Below are 19,416 nucleotides of genomic sequence, written 5' to 3'. Positions count from 1 at the left end.
TCTATGAGACAGAACTTGACGGTGTCCCAGTCCTCGCTGACGGCGGACGAAGCCGCTACCCTGGAGCGTGTTCAGACGGTTACGCGGCTGCTCGACGAGGCGGTGCGGATTCCGGGCACCGAGGTCCGTATCGGGCTCGACCCAATCTTGAGCATCCTTCCCGTCGCGGGCGACGCCGCCGGTGCGGTCCTCTCGCTGTATCCGGTCGTCGAGGCCTATCGACTCGGGGTCCCCAGTCGGACACTCCTGCTGATGCTCTCACTGGTGGCCGTCGACGCCGTCATCGGCTCGGTCCCGATACTCGGAACGGTGTTCGACGCGCTCTGGAAGGCCAACCAGTGGAACTATGGGCTGATGGAACGGCAACTCGACAGCTAGACAGCGACTGCTGGCCGCGTTGCCGGCCTCGCCTCACTCATCCCGGACAAAGCTTGAAATAGCTGTGCTTGGAAGCCGAGTGTATGCGTTTCGAACGACAAAGTGGCGTATTTCTCCATCTCACATCGCTCCCCGGCCCGCACGGCGTCGGCGACCTCGGCGACGGGGCCCGGGAGTTCATCGACTTCCTCGCAGAGGCAGACCAGTCGCTGTGGCAGTTCTGCCCGCTCGGGCCGACATCGGGCGCGCATGGCAACTCTCCCTACCAGGCGTACTCGGCCTTCGCCGGGAACCCGATACTGGTCGACCTCGGGGACCTCGCCGAGCGGGGCTACCTCGACGAGGGCGAGCTGTACCCGCCCGAGGCCGCCTCGCCCCACGAGGTTCGGTACGACGAGGTCACCGAGTTCAAACAGTCGAAGCTCCAGTCGGCGTTTGAGTCGTTCCAGCGTGACCCGAACGGTGACGACCTGGAGGCCTTCGAAGCGTTCTGCGAGGCCGAATCCCAGTGGCTGGACGACTACGCGCTGTTCATCTCGCTGAAAGCTGAGTTCGACGGACAGCTCTGGACCGAGTGGCCAGCTCCGTTAGTCACCCGGGACCCCGATGCGCTCGCCGAGCGTCGGGACCAGCTTGCCGAGGAGATACGGTACCACAAGTTCGTCCAGTGGGTGTTCGACGACCAGTGGCAGGCGATGGCCGACTACGCGGCCGAGCAGGGCGTCAAGTTGGTCGGCGACCTCCCCATCTACGTCGCGCTCGACTCGGCCGACGTCTGGTCAGCGCCGGAGGTCTTCCGGCTGGACGAGCACAACCAGCCCACGGAGGTGGCCGGCGTCCCGCCCAACCCCGGCGACGACGGTCAGCGCTGGGGGAACCCCGTCTACGACTGGGACACCTGCCGCGAGAACGACTTCGCGTGGTGGCGCCAGCGCTTCGACCGCCTGTTCGACCAGGTCGATATCGCTCGCATCGACCACTTCAAGGGGTTCGACGAGTTCTGGGCCATCCCCGCAGAGGCCGACAGCCCAGCGGCTGGACAGTGGCGCGAGGGTCCCGGTCGGGACTTTTTCGACCGGATGCGGGACCATCTCGGCGAGCTCCCCTTCCTCGTCGAGGACCTCGGGTTCCTCGACGAGCGCATCGCCTCGCTGCGGGACCACTACGACTTCCCGGGGATGCGCGTCCCGCAGTACGCCGACTGGTGTGAGCAGGGCCACATGTACCAGCCGATGAACTACCCTGAGCAGTCGGTCGGCTACACGAGCACCCACGACACCGACACGCTCGTCGGCTACTGGCGCGAACTCGGCGACCGCCAGCGTGACTGTCTCAAGCACAACCTCGGGACCGACGGCGAGGGTATCGAGTGGGACATGATAGAGGCGGTGTGGAACTCCAACGCCGTCATCGCGATGACGACGATGCAGGACCTGCTCGGCCTCGACAGCGACGCCCGCTTCAACACCCCGGGCACGGCCACCGGGAACTGGCGGTGGCGCGTGACCTCGGCGGGATTCGACTCCGACATCGCCACGGAACTGATGTTGGTCACCGACCGGACGATTCGGTAAGTCCGCCGGGGTGAGGGCGGCGTCGCGGCTTCGGCCGGAAGCCCTGTAATCGCAACATACCTCGCGGTCAGGGCGCTAACTGGATTGTTACTTTGCTTGACTGCCCGGCCACGTACAGACGATGCCAGGCCGGTCACGCGAACGGGACTCCACGAGCGTCCGAGCGCCACAGGCGCGAATCGAGACGAGGTTCGGGGTCGGATGACGGCGGAGACGCTGCTTTCGACGACACTGCTGGTGAACAGTCCCACACTGCCGCGGTGGCAGCGCGACGCGCTCCAGCGGATGGTCTCCGAGACGGACGCCGAGATAACGACGGTCGTCCTGCGCGACAGCGTCTCCCGCCGCGACGGGCTCGCCGATTACGTCCGGGACGCCAGGAACCGGTTCAGCGAATACCCTCTCTGGTCGCTGGTCGGGGTCGCTCGCACGGTGACGCCTGACCCGGCGTACAAGCGACAGGTCCCTATCACGACGATTGCCGGTGTTGCGAGCGCTGAGTGGATACACTGCCGGCCGGTGCCGGCCGACGGACTCGGCAACGAGCTCCCGGCAGAGACGGTCGAGCGAATCGCCGACGAGGCGGACCTGGCGGTCCGATTCGGATTCGGTATCCTCAAAGGCGAGGTGCTCGAGGCACCGACCCACGGCGTGTTGAGTTACCACTTCGGAGATATCCGTCGGTACCGCGGACGACCCGGTGGTTTCTGGGAGTTCCTGGCCGACGAGGACCGCATCGGCGTGACGGTCCAGCGGCTCTCGGAGACGCTCGACGGTGGGCGTATCGTCGTGCTGGAACACGTCGATATCGACGATACCGACACTTACCAGTGTATCCGCAAGCGGTGTGTCGACGTCGCCAGAGGACTGCTGACCGAGAGCGTCGAGCGTCTCGCCGACCCGGCCTTCACGCCGACGCCGCCGACGGAGACGGGGAAGCTACAGACCCTCCCACGGGGTGGTGCGGTAATGGCCTACCTCCTCAAAAATAACCGCAACCGCGTCCGACAGCTGATCGGAGCTGTCTGAGGCCGCGGGTGCCCAGTTGGTCCGCTGGTCGGACTGCCGTTCGAAGCGACTTACTCGTCTTGCACTTCGACGATACCGACACCGCTCAGGGACAGCGACTGGACGTCCCCGGTAAAGCGGAACGCGTCACGACCGTCTCCGACGGCGCCGACGGCTCGGCCGCCGTCGATGCTGTCGGCCGTCAGCCCCTCCGTCAGTGCCTCGTTGGCCGCCGTCGAGCGGTCCGCGTCCCGGGACAGCTCGCCGGTGACGGTGAACTCGTACTCGATGGGCTCGTCCGGCGTCGCGCTGCTGTCGATGACGAGCACCTTGGGCGAGGCGTCGTCCGACTTACCACTGGAGCCGTCACTGCCGCCGTTTCCGCCACCGTTGCCATTGTTTCCGCCGCCATTGCCGCCGCTTCCGTCGCTATTGTCGTCGTTTTCATCCCCGCCGGTCGAGGTGTCCTCGCCGTCGCCGACGAGCTCGGCGATGGAGACCGCCTCCCCGTCGAGGGTCACCGAGACCTCGTAGCCGTCGGTGACGACGAACTCGGTGATGGTGCCCGTGACCTGGTAGGAGTCAAGCGCACCGGGGTTCATCTCGACGCTGGTCGCTGTATAACTACCGTCGTCGTTCTCGACGATGGTGTCCGTGCCGGGTTCGGCCTCCTCGCCGAACTCGATGGGCCCGTCGGCGGTCACCGTCACGTCGCAGTTCGTGTCCGGGTTGTCGGAGCTGGCTTCCAGGACCAGCTCACGCGGTTCGCCCTCGTCGTCGACACCGAACTGGGCGAGGTCGAGTTCCTCACCGTCGAGGGTCAGCGTCGCCTCGTAGCCATCGGTGATGGAGACCCCAGTGACCGTGCCGGCCACCAGATAGGAGTCCAGTGCGTCGGGGTTCATCTCGACGCTGGTCGCTGTATAACTACCGTCGTCGTTCTCGACGATGGTGTCCGTGCCGGGTTCGGCCTCGTCGTCGAACTCGATGGGGCCGTCCGCAGTCACCGAGACGTCGCAGTTCGTATCGGGGTTGTCGGGGCTCGCGCGAATGACTAGCTCACTCTGGCCCCCGCTTTCGTTTCCCGTGTCACCGCCGTCGGTGACAGGTTCGGGCGGTTCGGGGTTCTCGACGGGCGTCCAGACCTCGTACTCCGTCGCCGGCGCGGTGGCGTCCTCGCCGGTCACGACGTCGAAGGAACTGGGTAGCCCGAACGTCTCGCCCCCGTCGTCGGAGCCGCCACTGGAGCCTTCGAGCGGGTTCCAGCGTCGGGATTCGATGTCGGTGCGGGGTTCGTCGCCGTCCGTGACGTCGCCGGGTATCTCGTCGCCCGAGAACAGCTGGTCGCTGACGACGCTGACGTTCGACAGCGAGGAGTCGCCGGCGACGCCGCCGGGCGCACTCGCCGTGTCGAACGCCTCACGGCCGGCGAAGTTCCCGAAGCGGGAATTGGACACCTCGATAGTGTTCGAGTCGGTCGCGGCGCCGCCCCAGTCGACACACGGGCCGTCGGCCGGCCCCGCGTCCTCGGTGACGAGTGCGTCGCAGTTCTCGATGACCGTCTCGCCGCCGCCCTCGAACTTGAACATCCGCGGGGTGCCGCGGTCCTCGGAGCTGCTGCCCTCCTCCTTGAAGTTTGGGACGGTGCCGTCGGCGAGGTAGATACAGTCCTCCACTGTGACGCCGCCGGCCCGGATGGGGCCGGCGCAGTTGTGGAACGCACAGCCGCGGAAGGTAACTGGCATCTCCTCAGTGTTGCGCTCTGAGTAGTAGAACGCGGAGTTCCCGTGTGGACCGAAGTAGCAGTTCTGGACCAGTTGCTCGCCAGTCCCGCTGTCACAGCGTGCGACGTAGCTGTCGGTAGGGTTCGCCGTCCCGTCGGGGAAGTTGAAGTTCACCCACTCCAGGCGGCCGCCGCTGAGGTCGACGTCTATCTTGACCTGCTCTTCGGGTTTCTTGCCCAGAATATCGATGTTCTCGATACGGAGGGTACCGCTCGTGTCCATCCGCGCGTTGGAGTCGTGGTTGCACTCGATGGACACCCCCTCCGGGTCACCGTAGATGGTCGCATCGTCGGCCTGAAAGTCCAGGTCGGAGTGGTTCCCGGTGTACTCTCCCGGCGGGATGTACACCTGAACGCCGTCACCGAGCGCGCTCTGGATGGCGCTCGGGAGGTCGTCGCCGCTGCTTACGTCTAGCTCGACTAGCTCGTTGCCCGGTCGGTCAGATGGAATAGATGCCATTGTGTTAGGCCTCGCTCACGTTGATTGTATCGCCTGTCCAGCCCGATTCGATCTCCCAGCCCGTGGTAAAGAGGGTCTCCTGGTCGCCGTAGCCCACGCGCAGGTCCGAGAGGGTCCCGGACCCGCCTTCGCCGCCGCCGGCGAAGTCGACGACACTCGTCCCGGGGCCGGCCCAGTTGAAGTCACAGTCCGTCACAGTGAGGTTCCCGCCGGAGACCGGGACCTGGACGCCGTGCTGGCTGGTCCCGTCGGTGCCGGCCGGCGCGGCCGCGGTCGCCTCGAAGTACGAGCCCCGCACCGTGGTGTTGTCCGGCCCGACCCTGACGGCGGCCGTGCCGGTGTTGACGAAGCTGCAGTCCTCGACGACGATGCGGCCGTCGCCCGACCCGGCAGGGGCCGAGGCGTGCAGCGCCACGTTCGCGAAGGAGGCGAAGTGACAGCTCTTGACCCACAACAGCCCCGCGTGGCTCTCCTGGGCGTACACACCCATCGACTCAGAGGACTCGATGGAGCCGTCGGGGAAGTTCACGTTCAGCAGGTGGACGCTCGCGTCGGCGGCGGCGCCCACTTCCCAGCGCGACTGGGCCTGCCCGGTTTCGCCCGTGACGGTGATGTTCTCGATTCGAACGGTGCCACCGGTAGCGGTGATGGACGGAGTGACCGTCGTCTCCGGGTCTTCGGGGCGCTGGAACTCGACGCCGTCGGTCGAGCCCACGAGTGCGGCGTTCGCGTACTCCCCACCCAGTCCGGCGCCGGTGTAGGTGTAGGTCCCCGCCGGAATCTGGACCTCGACGCCGTCGGCGAGGTGCGTCTCCAGATACGAGTCGATGGAGTCGCCGTCGGTTAATCCCTCGTTACCGAGGTCCACGACCGTCTCAGTGTCCGTTTGGGCCGACGCCACGCCGCTCGCGCCGAGCGCCAGCGTCGCAGCACCTGCCGCCCGCAGGACCGCCCGCCGACTGGTATGGTGTTCGTTACCCGCGTCGCCACCGGTATCATCTCGTGCCATATCTCGGTAGGATGAAGCTACACAAATAGCATTTCTGACCATATACACCTGGGCGGATGCGGGTTTACCCCGTTCCCTTCCCAGCACCCCGAGATGACTCGGCAGTTACGTACCGGTTGTTTCGGTTTTCGACAAGTGATATATACGTAACACGTCCGAACAATAGGTCAATATCGGGCTGTAGGAACGCCTTACTACCGGAAGCGAGAACATATCACTGGGTTATAGGGTCTGCCGTCGCCGGGGCGCGGACCGGCAGCCACCTCCATCGGTCACGTGCTGCCTCGGGTCTCCGTCGGACGGGCCACGGTACTTCGTCCGTCACCTCCAACCACGATACCGTCGCCCAGCCAAGTGCCGTCGCTCCCCTTGCACCGACAGTGGAAAAAACCCCGATGTTGGTGTCGCCGGTCTAGAGGCTCATCCGCCAGACGGTCGTGCCGGCAGATTCCAGATCGGCCTTGTCGGCGGCGGCGACGATAATCTGGTTCTCTCCGGGTTCGACGTCGAGCGCTTCCTCGAAGTCGCCGTCCTCGACGTCGACGATGACGCTCTCGACGGGCGTCTTGATGACGACCTTCACCCCGGTCGTCTCGCCGGAGACGACAATTTCGTTGCCGCGGAACTGCGTGTCGACGCGCAGAGCGGGACTGCGGTCGGGTTCGTTGAGTGCCTGTTCGCGGTAGCGCTCGTGGACGAATTCGGGCGTCTCCACGGGCGTGCCCGCGCTGACGCTGTGGGCCAGTCGGATGTACTGGGCCATCGCCCAGGCCAACGGCGTCGCGCCGCCGGTCCCCTGGCCGAACTCCCAGTTGTAGTCGGTCTCGTGTTCGCGGTCCCACACCTGCTCGGGCAGCATCCGCCCGGAGTTGGCAAAGTGTTCCATCGCCCGCAGCGCGACCTTCGGCTCGAGCGTGGGCTCGTCCAGGCGCAGCTCGTACTCGCCGCGTTCACCGGTCAGGAGGGGCCACAGTCGACCTTTCCCCTTGTGCTCGACGGACCACGGCGCGCCGGGGTCCTCGCGGCCCCGCTCCCCGTAGCCGTCGCCGTTGTAGCGGTAGAAGCCCGGCGCGTCCTCGACGTCGACGCGGATGGTGTCGTCGACCTCGACGACGCTGTTTTGCATCACCTCGTCGTCCGCCGGCTTGATGCCGAGTCGAACGAGGTCGAGGAAGCCGTGGTCGATGATGTTGCGCTCGTCCAGAGTCGGCCCGTTGTTGGCGAGCGTCCGCAGGTGGCCGGCCTCGGGGTTGCCGTCCCGCGTGATGCGGGTGTAGTACGGCGTGTTCTGGTGCTGCTCGGTCCCCGTCTCCGTGGCCGTCCAGTCCTCGACGTTGTTCGCCCAGTGGTCGGCCAGCGAGAGCCACACAAGGGCGTCTGCTTCGTTGCCCTCCTCCAGCGCGAGCTTGGCCGCACAGGCCAGCCCGGATATCTCGGCGGCGATAGAGGACGGCGAGAAGCCGGCCTCCTCCTCCCAGCGCTCCTGGGCCGTCTGTGGCCCGTTGCGGGCGACGTAGTCGGCCGACCGTCGGAGGTTCTCGTAGCTATAACTCACATCGTCGAAGGTGATGCCGGCCTCCGCGAGGTGGTAGGCCATCACTTGCGGGAACGAGATGTTGTCCATCTGCTCGCCGCCCCAGCGGGTGGTCCCGTTCACGTAGGTGTTCTGCGGGATGAAGCCGGCCTCGTCCTGCTGGTACTCGTAGATGTACTCCAGCTGCTGGGCCGCGATGTCCAGCGCCCCGACGGTGTCGAAGGCGGTAAAGACCTGATAGAGGTCCCGCGACCAGACGAAGTTGTAGCCGTAGTTCTTCGGCTCGCCGGCGTACACCGCTTCGCCCCACGGAACCGAGGGCGAGGCGATGGAGGCGCCGTGGTAGGTCTTGTCCTCGACCGCCATCAGGGTCATGATGGCGGTGCGGTACTGGTTGGCCAGGTTCGGGTGCCCCTCGACCGAGTCGGGCAGCTCCTTGTCCGCGAGGTATTCCCCCCAGCTCTCCGCGTAGGCCTCTCTGACCGTCTCGAAGCCGCGGTCGAGTGCCCCGTCGGCCTCACCGAGCGCGGCCGCGGTGTCGGCCCGCCGGGCGAACCCGAGCGCGACTGTCTCCTCGGCTGTTTCGCCGGTGCCAAGCCGCCCGATGAGAACGATGTTCTCCCCGTCGACGGACTCGGTGGGCTCGGGGAGTTCGCCCTCGGTGTAGAGGCCGTCGAGCCGTTCGCTGCCGGCCGCTCCGACCGTCGCCCAGTCGAACCGGCCCTCGGCGGCCATCGCCATCGCGACCGAGAGGGCGTCGCCGTTCTGGTCGACCAGCAACTCGTTGTGGGTCTCGGCCGTGTAGGCCTCCGGGTTGCGGGCGACGAGGTGGAACTTCCCTTCCTCCCCGTACCGGAGCCCGCGGTCGACGCTGTTCGTGCTCGTCAGCGAGATGTTCGCGGCCGAGAAGACGTCGTAGCTGTGGTCGTCCTCGGCGCTGAACTCGACGTTCGCGAGGATGGCGTCGTGTTCGGGGTCCGTCGCGTAGTCTACGGTCAGCTCCCAGGCGTGGCCCTGGCCGTCCCCCGTCTCCGTGAAGATGTGACGGAACAGCAAGGCGTCGTCCTCGGCGGGTACGACGCGGCGCTCGATGGTGTCGGTGTTGCGCCGGTCCTCCTTGTGGGTCCGGACCGCGTAGTCGGACTCGTCGTTACACCGGATGATGAAATCAAGCGTCCGCAGGTTCAGGAGGTCGACCTGTGGGAACCGCGCCTCTGTCAGGGCGCCCTCGGTGAGGGTAAACCAGACCCGCGAGGGGTCGGTCTCGGCGTGGTCGGCGACGGTGCCGACGCCGAACTTCTCGCCCGTCGTCCAGGTCGGCATCTCGTCGGGCGCCTCGGTCGTCGAGGAGGTGGTCGGCAGCGCGTTCAGGTCATCGAGCAGGGCGGTCGCGTGGAGCCGGATGGCATGCGACCAGCCAAGCGGCGTCGCGCTGTCGAGTTCCCCCGAGTCGAAGGCCTGCTCGGCCAGATAGCCCGCGTCGGTCGCCATCGGGCCGTCGTCGGCGATGAGCTCGTAGAGGTCGCTGCTACGGTTGAGGTAGGCGTCGCCGTTCTCGCCGCGCTCGTTCAGCATGACGCCGACCTGGGCGGCCGAGACCGCCCCGATACCGGTCGTCACCGACCATATCTTCTCGCCGTCTTGCTCTTGCATCCGCCAGCGGTCGCCCTCGTAGCGGATGAGCCCCGCGACCTGACTGTGTGGGGGGTTCCGGAACAGCGTGTCGAGCGTCGTGCTGACGTGGTCGGCCAGCCGCTCGACCTGCTCGTCGGTCAGCTCGACGTCGTCGACGGCGTCGTACGCGCGGAAGGCGTCCGTGAGCTTCAGCGCCGCGGCGTCGATTCGGTGGTCCACCTCGCCGTCGGTCAGGCGCATCACGTACACGCCCATCTCCTCGTCCCAGAGCTCCTCCAGCCCGTCCATGACGCGGTCGGCACCGTGGAGGCTGCGCTCTTTTATCTGGTTGGTCATGGGCGCCCGCGCGACCGCCGCGAAGGCCTCGATGTAGGCCGCCGCCGTGTGGGCGAACTGCCCGACGGAGTCCTCCCAGACGTTCTGACACTCGGAGGGCAGCCCGTTGTCGGCCACGTCGCGGGTGAGCGCGTCGACCGCTTCGACGATGGTGTCCCGAATCTGGACGGTCAGCGAGTCGCTCAGCCGACCGTGCCGGGCGCGAAGCAGGTTCGCGAGGAACGCCGTCACCGTCGCGGTCTGGTCGCCCTGATACTCGGGCGACTCGTCGTTGTGCTCGACGTTCGCGTTCGCCCAGCCCGGGGCGAGCGAGCCGTCGGTGGCCCACACGCGGTGGGGCCAGGTACCGTCGGCGAGCTGGCGGTCACAGAGGAACTGTGCGCTCTCTTCGAGCAGGTCGTCGGTCTCGATGTCGAGCCGGTCGCTGGCCTCTAGCAGGTGTCGCGAGACCGAGGCGTCGTCGCGGAACCAGACGAACCCGTACCCGCCGGAGTTCTCGTAGAACGGGTCGAACTCGGGGGCGGCGATGTGCCCGCCCGACGGCGAGGACAGCAGGTCCATCACGCGGAGGTCCGTCCGGAGGCTGTCAGCGCGGGGCAGCGAGTCTGGCACCTCGATGCGCGTCCGCTCACGAGCCGACTCCCGCAGGTCCGACGCCGTCGAGTGTGACTCGGCACAGATGCTCACGTCGGCCATCGCCTGCTGGCGGTCGACCTCCGAGTGGTCCGAAAGCTGTGTGATGAGCGTCGTGCTGTTGGAGCGTCCGACCGCCTCCAGTGGCGCCGTCACGACGAAGTCACCGGTCAGGCGGGTCTGGTCGCGCCGTTCGGTCCCCCGTCGACGCGGGAAGTAGATGGGCTCGTCGTCGAGTATCTCGCCGAGCCGCTCGGGCCGCTGCCCGTGGACCTCGTCCAGTCCCGTCGAGGCGGTGATGTAGTCGTGCTCCTGGCGGTGGTAGACCTCGAGCACACGCGAGTTATCGGGGCCGCTGTCCTCGTGGATGAGGGCGCCGACGCCGGTGTCTTTGCCCTCCGGGGCCATCGTGACGAAGGCGACGAGTTTCGCGCCCTGCGGGACGGTCCCGCGCACCTCCACGTGTGTCGCGTGGGCGCGTCCGAGTGTCAGGTCGTACTGGTGGACGGTGAAACTGCCGGCGTCGTACTCGGTCTCCACCAGGCGTGTGTCCCGGTAGTAGTGTTGTCTGATAGTGTCCAGGTCGCTGAACCAGCGTGTCTCGTCCCCGATCTGGATACCCAGCTGGGAGCGGTCGATACCATACAGTCCGGATAGCGAATCGGAGTAGTCCCGCAACGAACCGTGCTCCCCGATATGAACCAGGCGGTCCCCATGCCCCGAGAACGAGCCGCCGACCGTCTTGCTCTCCTCGGGGAAGCGCTCACCACGAGCTTTTTTGTACTCGTTGAGCGCTGTCGTAAGTCGCATAGCTACCACAAGACAACGCTCTCAATAAATCCCTACGATTTCGTACAATGTTGCAGGCCGGTCGGCTGGCGTGGGAACGACCCCGAACGTCTCGTCCCCGTCGGCTACTTTCGTCGCGGTTCGGTCACTGGACGAGGCTGTCTGCCGGTAGCACGACCGCACTGTCGACCGTGACGGCCGACCCATCGGCACCGACGTCCTCGTCGGCGACGATATCGTGGTCGGCCGCCTCCTCCGGGACCGTCACCGTCGCGGGCTCCTCGCCGAAGTTCAGCACGACGACGACGGCCGCCTCCTCGGTCGCACGGGCGTAGGCGACCACGCGGTCGTCCCAGCCCTCCTCGACCGCGTAGTCGACGCGGTGGAGCTCCCCGTCGGCCGACAGCGCCGGGGTGTGCTTGCGCACGTCGGCGAGCGAACTGAAGAACTCGCGCATCTCGTCGTCGGCGTGGTCCCACGCGAGGTCGTCGCGTTTGCCGCGCTGGCCGAACTCCTGGCCCGCGTACACCATCGGTGCGCCGGGCAGAGTGAAGGTCGCGGCCGCGGCGGCCTCGGCGGCCTCCTTGCCGTAATCGACGATGTAGCGGGTCTCGTCGTGGTTCTCGGCGTACACCATGAAGGAGGCGTGGTCGGGGAACCCGGCCTCTGTGCGCTCGTCGATGGCGTCGAGGACGAGTTCGGCGTCCTCGCCGCCGCCGACCTGGCGCAACGAGAAATACAGCGTCGAGTCGAAGTGCATATCGAACAGGCCGGCCTGGAAGTCCGCGATGTACGGGATGGTCTCGTCCAGCAGGAGGAAGTCGTCGTCGACGTCGTTGCAGTAGTCGTGGACCTCCCGCCAGAAGTTGTTCGGGACCGCCCACGCCATGTCACAGCGGAACCCGTCGACCAGTGGCTGCCACTTCTCGACGGCGTCGAGCAGGTGCCGGCGCACCGGCAGGTGCGAGAAGTTGAAGTTCGCGATGTGCTCCCACTCGAAGTACGTCTCCGGCTCGGTGTCGCCGCGCCACTCGTACCAGTCCCGGTACTCGCTCGACTTGTCGTTGACCGCGGCCTGGAAGTGCGGGTGCGTGCGGGCCGAGTGGTTGGCAACCAGGTCGAACAGCACCTTGATGCCGCGGTCGTGGGCCGCGTCGATGAAGCGCTCGTAGTCCGCCCGGGTCCCGAGGTCGTCCGCGATGGAGAGGAAGTCGACGATGTTGTAGCCGTGGGGCGCGTGGTCGTTCTGGAGCACCGGCGTGAGCCAGATGGTATCGACGCCCAGCGACTCGATGTAGTCGAGTCGGTCGACGATGGCGTCGAACGCCTCGCCCTCCTCGCCGCCGAAGGTGCGAATGTATATCTCGTAGATGACCGACTCCTCGGCCCATTTTGGCGGGTGGTACGGCTGGTTCGTGGTGACTGTCTGGCCCGTCTGGACGGCGGTGCCGCCGTCGGTCGCGAGCTCCTCCTCGTCCCGTTCGAACTCCGCGGCGTCTGCGACGCTGTACCCGTCCTCGCCGATGGCGACCGCGTGCACGCGCAGTCGGTCGCCGACGGCCGAAAGCGGGACACGCAGCTCCCGGTCGTCGACGGTGACGGCGCTCGGGTCGACGTCGTCGCGGTCGTCGAGCAGGAACTCCACCTCAAGGTCGTCGGCCGTCTCCGTCGCGTTCGGGTGTGGCTGGGGGTCGGCCTTGACGACGGCGTCGTCGCCCTCGACGACCGGCGTCAGGGTCAGGCGTGGGCGCCCGCCCTCGCCTTTCTCGCGCGTGGCGAGTTCCCCGTAGCTGCCCGACCCGCTCCGGCCGCCGCTGACGCCGCCGGAGACACCGCCGCTGACCTGGCCGCTCCGGCGACCGGAGAACCCGGAGCCGGACGCTCCCGGAACGCCGGCCGGGGAGAGCGCGCTGGGAAATGCCCGCACGGTCAGGCGATGGGTGTCGTCGGGCGCGGTGAGCTCCGCGACGTAGGTGCCCGGCACGTCCGGGACCAGCTGCTCGACCGGCTCGTCGCCGACGGCCGCGTCGGAGTCCTCGGGAGTCTGTACGAGCTGCCACCTGTAGGTCGCCGACGGGTCGGGGTCACGCGGTGCGAGCTCTATCTCGTCACCGGCGGCCACGAACCGTGGCGGTCCAGGGTGATGCATATATGTATCTCTGCGATTAGGAGTGTCTTGGGCCTTGCGGTGACCACTCGCTTCTCACATGAGGCAGTTCTGGCCAGTGGGCCCTCTGGCGTCCCGCATTTTGGCCCCATAGACCACGTGGAACAGTCTGAAACCTCTCGTTACAGGTCGGTTGGGCCACCATACCGCCCTGGCCGTGGTCGACGACGCCCGGGAGGAAACCACAAGCCACACCACCGACCCGGACGGTCCTCGACGCATGTCACCGACTGTCGACGAACTACGGAACGACATCAGGACCGCGGTCGGCCGGTTCGAGCGCCCGGAGTCGACGGCGTTCACCAAGGAGTCCCTGGCCGCAATCTGTGGGGCCGTCGGCTACGATATCGACACGGACAGGCTCCCCTCGAAACCACAGATGCGGGCCGGCATCCTCGCCGCTATCGGCGAACTGGAGACCGACGACCCCGAGCAGACACAGACCGCCTTCCGCAAAGCGCACCTGGAGGCCGTCGCGGCCGCGCTCGACGACGATTCGTAGGACCTCGGCGCCACCGCCGGGCTATCGACATCCACCTCGCGATGCTGTTGGCTGGCTAACGGTTATATCGTCCCCAGCCGACGTCTCACACGTGAACCCATATGACTGACAGATTAGCCGATCGCACGGCACTCATAACGGGGGCGTCGTCCGGTATCGGCCGCGCAATCGCGCTGCGGTTCGCCGAGGCAGGTGCGGACGTCGTCGTCGCGGACGTCCGCGAGGACCCCCGTGAGGGCGGTGACCCGACCCACGAGCGGATCGAGAAAGAGACCGACCAGCGAGCGGCGTTCGTCGAGACGGACGTCTCCGTCGTCGCGGACATCGACGACGCCGTGGCGACCGCGACCGACGAGTTCGGCGGACTCGACGTCATGGTCAACAATGCGGGCGTGTTCACGGCCAGTGCGCCGATCGAGACGGTCGACGAGGCGGACTACGACTGGCTCATGGACATCAACCTGAAGGGGGTGTACTTCGGGAGCAAGCTCGCCGCCGACGTGATGCGAGACGATGGCGGTGGCACCATCGTCAATCTCTCCTCGGTTGCGGGGCTCGTCGGCTACCCGAACGCGTCGACCTACTGCGCCTCGAAAGGTGCTATCACGAATCTCACGCGGGAGCTCGCGCTCGAACTCGGCCCAGCCGACATCCGTGTCAACGCGATCAACCCCGGGGTCATCGAGACGACGATGACGACGGAAGACGAGGCGGTCGCGGGGACGATAGAAGACGGGATACCGCTTCGACGGGACGGCCAGCCAGGCGACGTGGCCGATGCCGCTCTCTTTCTCGCCAGCGACGAGTCGTCGTACGTGACCGGCCACAACCTCGTCGTCGACGGCGGCTACACGGCACAGTAGTCACGTCAGAGTGAGGACGATGAAGATACCGATGACGAACTCGGTGACGATCCACGCGTTGTCGGTCATCCAGTCTCGCGCTTTCGGGAGGTGTCGCTCGGCGCGCTCGCCCAGCGCCACCACCGTCAGTGAGGGTAGGACGAGTAGACCGAGCGTTACGAACAGAAAGCCTGCCGCGTCGGTCAGCGGTGCGCCCTCGCTGGAGAGGCTCGTCCCGACGGCAATAGACGTGAGAAGGTCCGTCGGAAAGAAACCCAACAGCAGGAAGCCAAGGCGGAATGAGAACCGTGGGTTCGACCCGGTCAACGTCCCCATCCACGAAGGTGGCTCGGCGGTCTCTCGGGTACGGTAGACGTTGATAGCAACGACGAGGAGTACGACGCGAACTACCCAGGTAAGCGTCGTGTTCGAGGCCCCGAGCGACCGCGTGCCGCTCGCGAGGAAGTACGCCGCCGTCACGACGAGGCTGATAGCGAGGGCCGCGCCGGTGACGTAGGCCATAGAGTTGCGTCGCCACTGGTCGCTCGTCGCGAGGAAGATGGCGCTGAGAAATTGCGGACCCGCGACCATAACGACTGCCAGCGGGAGGACGGTGAGCAGGCTCATGACGGACGGCGGCTCGGCTCCGATACTGTTGTTCACTGCTTATTCCAGGCCACCGACGCCTCCGCTGGCTCGACGCTCGTGACCGCGTCGCTGACCACGAAGCGGGCCCCGTCGTGCTCGGGGTCGACCCGTATCGACCAGCCGTGGGACTGGACCATCGTCTGGACGATGCGCAGACCCAGGCCGGTTCCCTCGCTGCTGGTGGTGTAGCCGTAATCGAACAGCCGGTCGCGGTCGGCGTCGATACCGCGCCCGTCGTCCTCGAAGACGAAGCCGTCGTCGGTAAGACGGACCGTGACGGTGAGGTCCGCGGCCGCCGTGTCCCCTGACTCGGCGGCTCCGTGCTCGACACTGTTCCGGATGAGGTTCTCCAGGACGCTGAGCAGTCGGCTCTGTTCGGCCGCTATCGTCCCGTCGCGCTCGACTACGAGCGTCGCGCCGTCGGTGTCGACGTGTCCCCAGGCGGTCCGGACCGTCGGGTCGAACGGGACCGGGTCGGTGGACTCGACCGACTTGCCCTGTTCGGCGAGCGTCCGCAGGTCCGTGATGATGGCCGCCATCCTGTCGAGTGCGCCCTCGAGGTCGTCGAGTCGGCCGATGTCAACCCCCTCGGGCGGCGGTTCACCGATGCGGTCCCGGGCCAGTTCGGTCTGCCCGGCGGCGATCTGCAGCGGGTTCCGAAGGTGATGGGAGACACTGCTCGCGAACTCGTCGAGTTGCTCGTTCTGGCGTCGCAGCTCCCGCCGGTTCTCGACGCGTTCGGTCACGTCCCGTACCAGCAGTGCCGACCCCGAGACCGCCTCTCCGTCGGTCACGGGTGAGATGACGACCGAGTACCGCCGCCCGTCCTGGGTGAACTCGGTATCCGAGCCCGAGTCCTCCCGGGCAGTTATCTTCCCGCCGCTGTCGTCGAGGGCCGCAGCCAGCGCGGGTGCGACCGTCGCAAGCGGTGACCCGACAGGCGCTCCCTCGCCGGTGAAGAACCTCCGGGACTCCTCGTTGTGGTCGACCACCGTCCCGGTGTCGTCACAGACCACGAGCCCGTCGCCGGAGGTCTCGAGCAGCCGGTCCCGGGAGATGGGCGCGATTTCCACCATCCCGAGCCACGCACCGACGAACGTCGCACCGCTGACGATACCGAGCCCCATGACGGTGTGGTCGTACCCCGGCAACGTCGGTACCTCTGCGACGAACGTGACCGCGCCGGGCACGAGCCCGACCAGAATACCGACGCTGTAGGCGAGAAGCGGTCGTCGCGACCGGTGCTGGGAGGTGATCAGCAGCTCCGTCAGGTAGTACAGCGACACCGCGATACCGATATACGACAGGACGAAACTGAACTGCCACAGCGGGCTGAAGCCGGTGCGGTAGTACGGGAACGGCTCCGTGGCACGCACCAGGGGGTCGAAGTGCAACCCGAGCCACGGGTCGGTCACCAGCCCCAGGAACCCGATTGCCATCCCACCGAGGAAGAGGGCGTTGAACGGTCGTCTGAGCGAGGTCGAGCGGCCGCTGTACACCGTCCCGAAGTAGACGAACAGCACCACCGCCAGATAGGAGCAGGCGGTGCGCAGATACACCAGCCAGCGGCCCAGCGTCGGGTCGACGACGAGCAGTTCGAGCGCGGCGACGGCCGCCCACACCATCGCGACGGTGTGGAGCGGCAGGACGGCCCGGATGCGGGTCGTCGACCGGCCCCGAACGACCCACACGTTCAACAGGGCGAGGACGACGATAGACGCGACCAGGAGGCCGACGTACACCGCCATGATGGGATGTAGCTCCGGCTGCGCGAGCAGAGGGCCGGTCATCTTCGAGCCTCCGTTTCCACCGTGGTCTCGGCACCGGTGACGACGAAGGCGGTCCGCTCACCGGCCTGCTCTACGGAGATAGACCATCCCTGGGACTCGACCTGCGTCCGAACTATCTCCAGCCCGAGCCCGACACCCTGTCCGGTGGTCGTCGTGTCGGAATCGAACACTTCCGTGTGCTCGGCCGCGGGAATCAGTCGGCCGTCGTCCCGATACGTGAACCCCGACTCGGTGAGCGTGACCGCCACGCGGGCCGCCGCTCGCTCGCGGCTGTGGCGGACGAGCTGTTCGAGGACGCTGGCCAGTCGCCCACGCTCGGCCTCGATGGTCCCGCCGGCCCGGACGTCGAGTGTCATCTCCGCGGTGTCGACCTCGTCCCAGGCCCCCGGACAGCCGCCCCGAACGCCACCGGCTCGGTCTCGGTCACGGATTTGGCGTGTTTCGCAGGGTCTGCAGTTCGTCCAGTCTGTCGTCCATCCGGGCGACCGCGCCGGTCACCCGGTCGATGTGGTCGGCCGCAGCGGCCGCCTCGGGACCGTCGGCGGCCCGGAGCTGTTCGCGGAGGAGTGTTCCGGCGCCGTCTGCGACCTGCAGCGGGTTCCGGAGGTCGTGGGCCACGGTGCTCGCGAACTGCTCCAGCTGGTCGTTCTGGCGTCGTAGCTCCCGCTTCGACCGTTCGACCGCGGTGACGTCCCGGAGGACCACCGTATAGCCGGCGACGGTGCCCCGCTCGACAATCGGCGAGACCGACACCGCGTAGTGGGTTCGGCGCCCGTCGACGACCGTCGTGTAGGTGGCCGAGACGTCGTCCTCGCCGGCCGCTGGGAGGGGCACCTGGGCGGCCAGACCGGGTAGCAGCTCCGACAGCGGCGTCCCGACGGGCGTGTCCACGTCCTCGGGGAGGAGGGGCCCGGCGGCGGCGTTGTAATCGACGACTCGTCCCGCGTCGTCCAGCCCGAGCAACACGTCGTCGATATCGTCGACGATTTCGGCGCGGGCCATCGGTGCGAGGTCGAGTTCGCCCCTGAAGAAGACCGTGTACCCCAGGATGACGGTCAGGGGGACGATTCCAAAGACTGTGTAGTCATAGCCCGGCAGCACCGGGACGATATTGAGCGTCGAAACCAGGTTGGGCAGGAACGAGGCGACCGCTGCGGCGACCAGCAACAGCACCGAACTGGTCGGCCTGTGGGTCGAACTGATGAACAGCCGGGTCAGGTAGACGAGGCTGACCAGCACGACCGCGACGGCCACCGCCGAGCCCAGCAGGTAGGCCGGCCCGGGCGTGACTGCCAGATACGCGACGGGCTCCCGGTGGTAGGTGACCGAGGCATACTGTAACCCGAACACCGGCTGTGTGAGGACACCCCCGACAGCGACGACCAGCCACCCCGCAAAGAGCGCGTTCTGTGGCCGCCGGAGCGAGAGCGAGCGGTTCGTGTACACCGTCGCGAAGTAGCCGATGGCCGCGATGGCACCCACGGCCAGCAGGTCGGCCAGCAGGCTCAGGGCGTACTTGAGTTCGGGCGGCCCGACGAGGAACTTCGCGGTTGCGACGAAAAGCCAGGACGCCTGGACTGCGACGTAGCCGACGAACTCACGCTGGTGGTGTGCTTCCGGCTGTGAGTAAACGAGATATCCGGTGGCGGCGAGGAGGGCCGCCGAGACGACCTGAATGCTCACGTACCAGAGCCACAGTGGCAGTGAGCTGACCATACCACCGACTAGGCAGCGCGCGAAAAAAACACCACGGGGTTCCTGGCCGTCGGTTGACACCTGAACTGGCCGAAGAGCGCGCTCCGGCACCCTCCGGAGCCGAACGTGACGGCCAGTCGAATTATACAGGACGATTCCGGTAGGATTTAGCCCTGGGGTCCGAAGAGGAGGCAATGACAGAGATATCTGATTCGCTTCGATTGTTATTCGAGACGTCGGTCGAGGACGAGGGCGACCGCTACACCGTCGCTATCCCGTCCGAACTCGTCGAGAACGGCTCCATCGAGACGGGCACGTCGTACCGCGTCGCGCTCCTGGCCGCTGAGGAGGACGAACAGACGGAGACCGCCCCGTCCCCGGATACCTCTTCGGTGTCACGGGCCGACCCCGCGCCGTCACACGCACAGGGACCCCCTGTGGAGGAAGGCGAGGTCCGCACGGTCTCTATCGACACGCTTGGCGACCAGGGCGACGGCATCGCCAAGGTCGAGCGCGGTTTCATCGTCATCGTTCCGGGTACGAAACCCGGCGACAGGGTCGAGGTGGAGATAACCGACGTCAAGGAGACCGTCGCCTTCGCCGAGACCGTCGGCGAGGCCACTGTTCGGTGAC

General features: G+C 66.8%; 14 protein-coding genes. 6 read left to right on the top strand and 8 right to left on the bottom strand.

Going from position 1 to position 19,416, the window contains the following annotated elements:
- Positions 1-3: 3 nt before the first annotated feature.
- The 3 genes from P1K32_RS17280 (at position 4) to P1K32_RS17270 (ending at position 2,981) form a co-directional block, all read left to right on the top strand.
- Positions 4-378, top strand: a complete 375-nt coding sequence (locus tag P1K32_RS17280; protein WP_276252262.1) for a DUF4112 domain-containing protein — start codon at positions 4-6, stop codon at positions 376-378.
- Between the two features lie 83 nt (positions 379-461).
- Positions 462-1,952, top strand: coding sequence for a 4-alpha-glucanotransferase (malQ, locus tag P1K32_RS17275; protein ID WP_276252261.1), 1,491 nt, complete (start codon positions 462-464; stop codon positions 1,950-1,952).
- 201 nt (positions 1,953-2,153) lie between these two features.
- Entirely contained in the window at positions 2,154-2,981 is an 828-nt protein-coding gene (locus P1K32_RS17270; RefSeq protein ID WP_276252260.1) for a formyltransferase family protein, read from the top strand.
- A 50-nt stretch (positions 2,982-3,031) separates the two neighbouring features.
- Here the strand turns inward: P1K32_RS17270 and P1K32_RS17265 are convergent, their stop codons facing one another.
- From P1K32_RS17265 to malA, 4 genes are all read right to left on the bottom strand, one after another.
- Positions 3,032-5,203, bottom strand: coding sequence for a hypothetical protein (locus tag P1K32_RS17265; RefSeq protein ID WP_276252259.1), 2,172 nt, complete (start codon positions 5,201-5,203; stop codon positions 3,032-3,034).
- 4 nt (positions 5,204-5,207) lie between these two features.
- On the bottom strand, positions 5,208-6,212 hold the full coding sequence (locus P1K32_RS17260; protein WP_276252258.1) for a hypothetical protein: 1,005 nt from the start codon (positions 6,210-6,212) through the stop codon (positions 5,208-5,210).
- 412 nt (positions 6,213-6,624) lie between these two features.
- Entirely contained in the window at positions 6,625-11,160 is a 4,536-nt protein-coding gene (locus tag P1K32_RS17255; protein ID WP_276252257.1) for a DUF7997 domain-containing protein, read from the bottom strand.
- Positions 11,161-11,284: 124 nt separating this feature from the next.
- Entirely contained in the window at positions 11,285-13,288 is a 2,004-nt protein-coding gene (malA, locus tag P1K32_RS17250; protein WP_276252256.1) for an alpha-amylase MalA, read from the bottom strand.
- Positions 13,289-13,526: 238 nt separating this feature from the next.
- Between malA and P1K32_RS17245 the strand changes: the two genes are divergently transcribed.
- Complete coding sequence (locus P1K32_RS17245; RefSeq protein ID WP_276252255.1) at positions 13,527-13,808, top strand: hypothetical protein; 282 nt, start codon at positions 13,527-13,529, stop codon at positions 13,806-13,808.
- A gap of 101 nt (positions 13,809-13,909) precedes the next feature.
- A complete protein-coding gene (locus tag P1K32_RS17240) occupies positions 13,910-14,671 on the top strand; it encodes an SDR family oxidoreductase (RefSeq protein WP_276252254.1) in 762 nt (253 codons plus the stop codon).
- Here P1K32_RS17240 and P1K32_RS17235 read toward each other — a convergent pair whose 3' ends face one another.
- The 4 genes from P1K32_RS17235 to P1K32_RS17220 form a co-directional block, all read right to left on the bottom strand.
- On the bottom strand, positions 14,672-15,277 hold the full coding sequence (locus tag P1K32_RS17235) for a GAP family protein (RefSeq protein WP_276252438.1): 606 nt from the start codon (positions 15,275-15,277) through the stop codon (positions 14,672-14,674).
- A gap of 32 nt (positions 15,278-15,309) precedes the next feature.
- On the bottom strand, positions 15,310-17,088 hold the full coding sequence (locus P1K32_RS17230) for a sensor histidine kinase (RefSeq protein ID WP_276252253.1): 1,779 nt from the start codon (positions 17,086-17,088) through the stop codon (positions 15,310-15,312).
- Complete coding sequence (locus P1K32_RS17225; RefSeq protein ID WP_276252252.1) at positions 17,085-17,444, bottom strand: sensor histidine kinase; 360 nt, start codon at positions 17,442-17,444, stop codon at positions 17,085-17,087. Before P1K32_RS17225 ends, P1K32_RS17230 begins: the two co-directional genes overlap by 4 nt.
- A 67-nt stretch (positions 17,445-17,511) precedes the next feature.
- A complete protein-coding gene (locus P1K32_RS17220) occupies positions 17,512-18,804 on the bottom strand; it encodes a histidine kinase N-terminal 7TM domain-containing protein (protein ID WP_276252251.1) in 1,293 nt (430 codons plus the stop codon).
- 173 nt (positions 18,805-18,977) lie between these two features.
- Here P1K32_RS17220 and P1K32_RS17215 point away from each other — a divergent pair, with 173 nt between their 5' ends.
- On the top strand, positions 18,978-19,415 hold the full coding sequence (locus tag P1K32_RS17215) for a TRAM domain-containing protein (RefSeq protein ID WP_276252250.1): 438 nt from the start codon (positions 18,978-18,980) through the stop codon (positions 19,413-19,415).
- Position 19,416: the final 1 nt, after the last annotated feature.

Origin of the sequence: Haloarcula rara, from assembly GCF_029338235.1 — an archaeon.
Classification (GTDB): Archaea; Halobacteriota; Halobacteria; order Halobacteriales; family Haloarculaceae; genus Haloarcula; species Haloarcula rara.
Note: the sequence above shows the minus strand (reverse complement) of the source record. Positions and strands in the feature narration are given on the sequence as shown.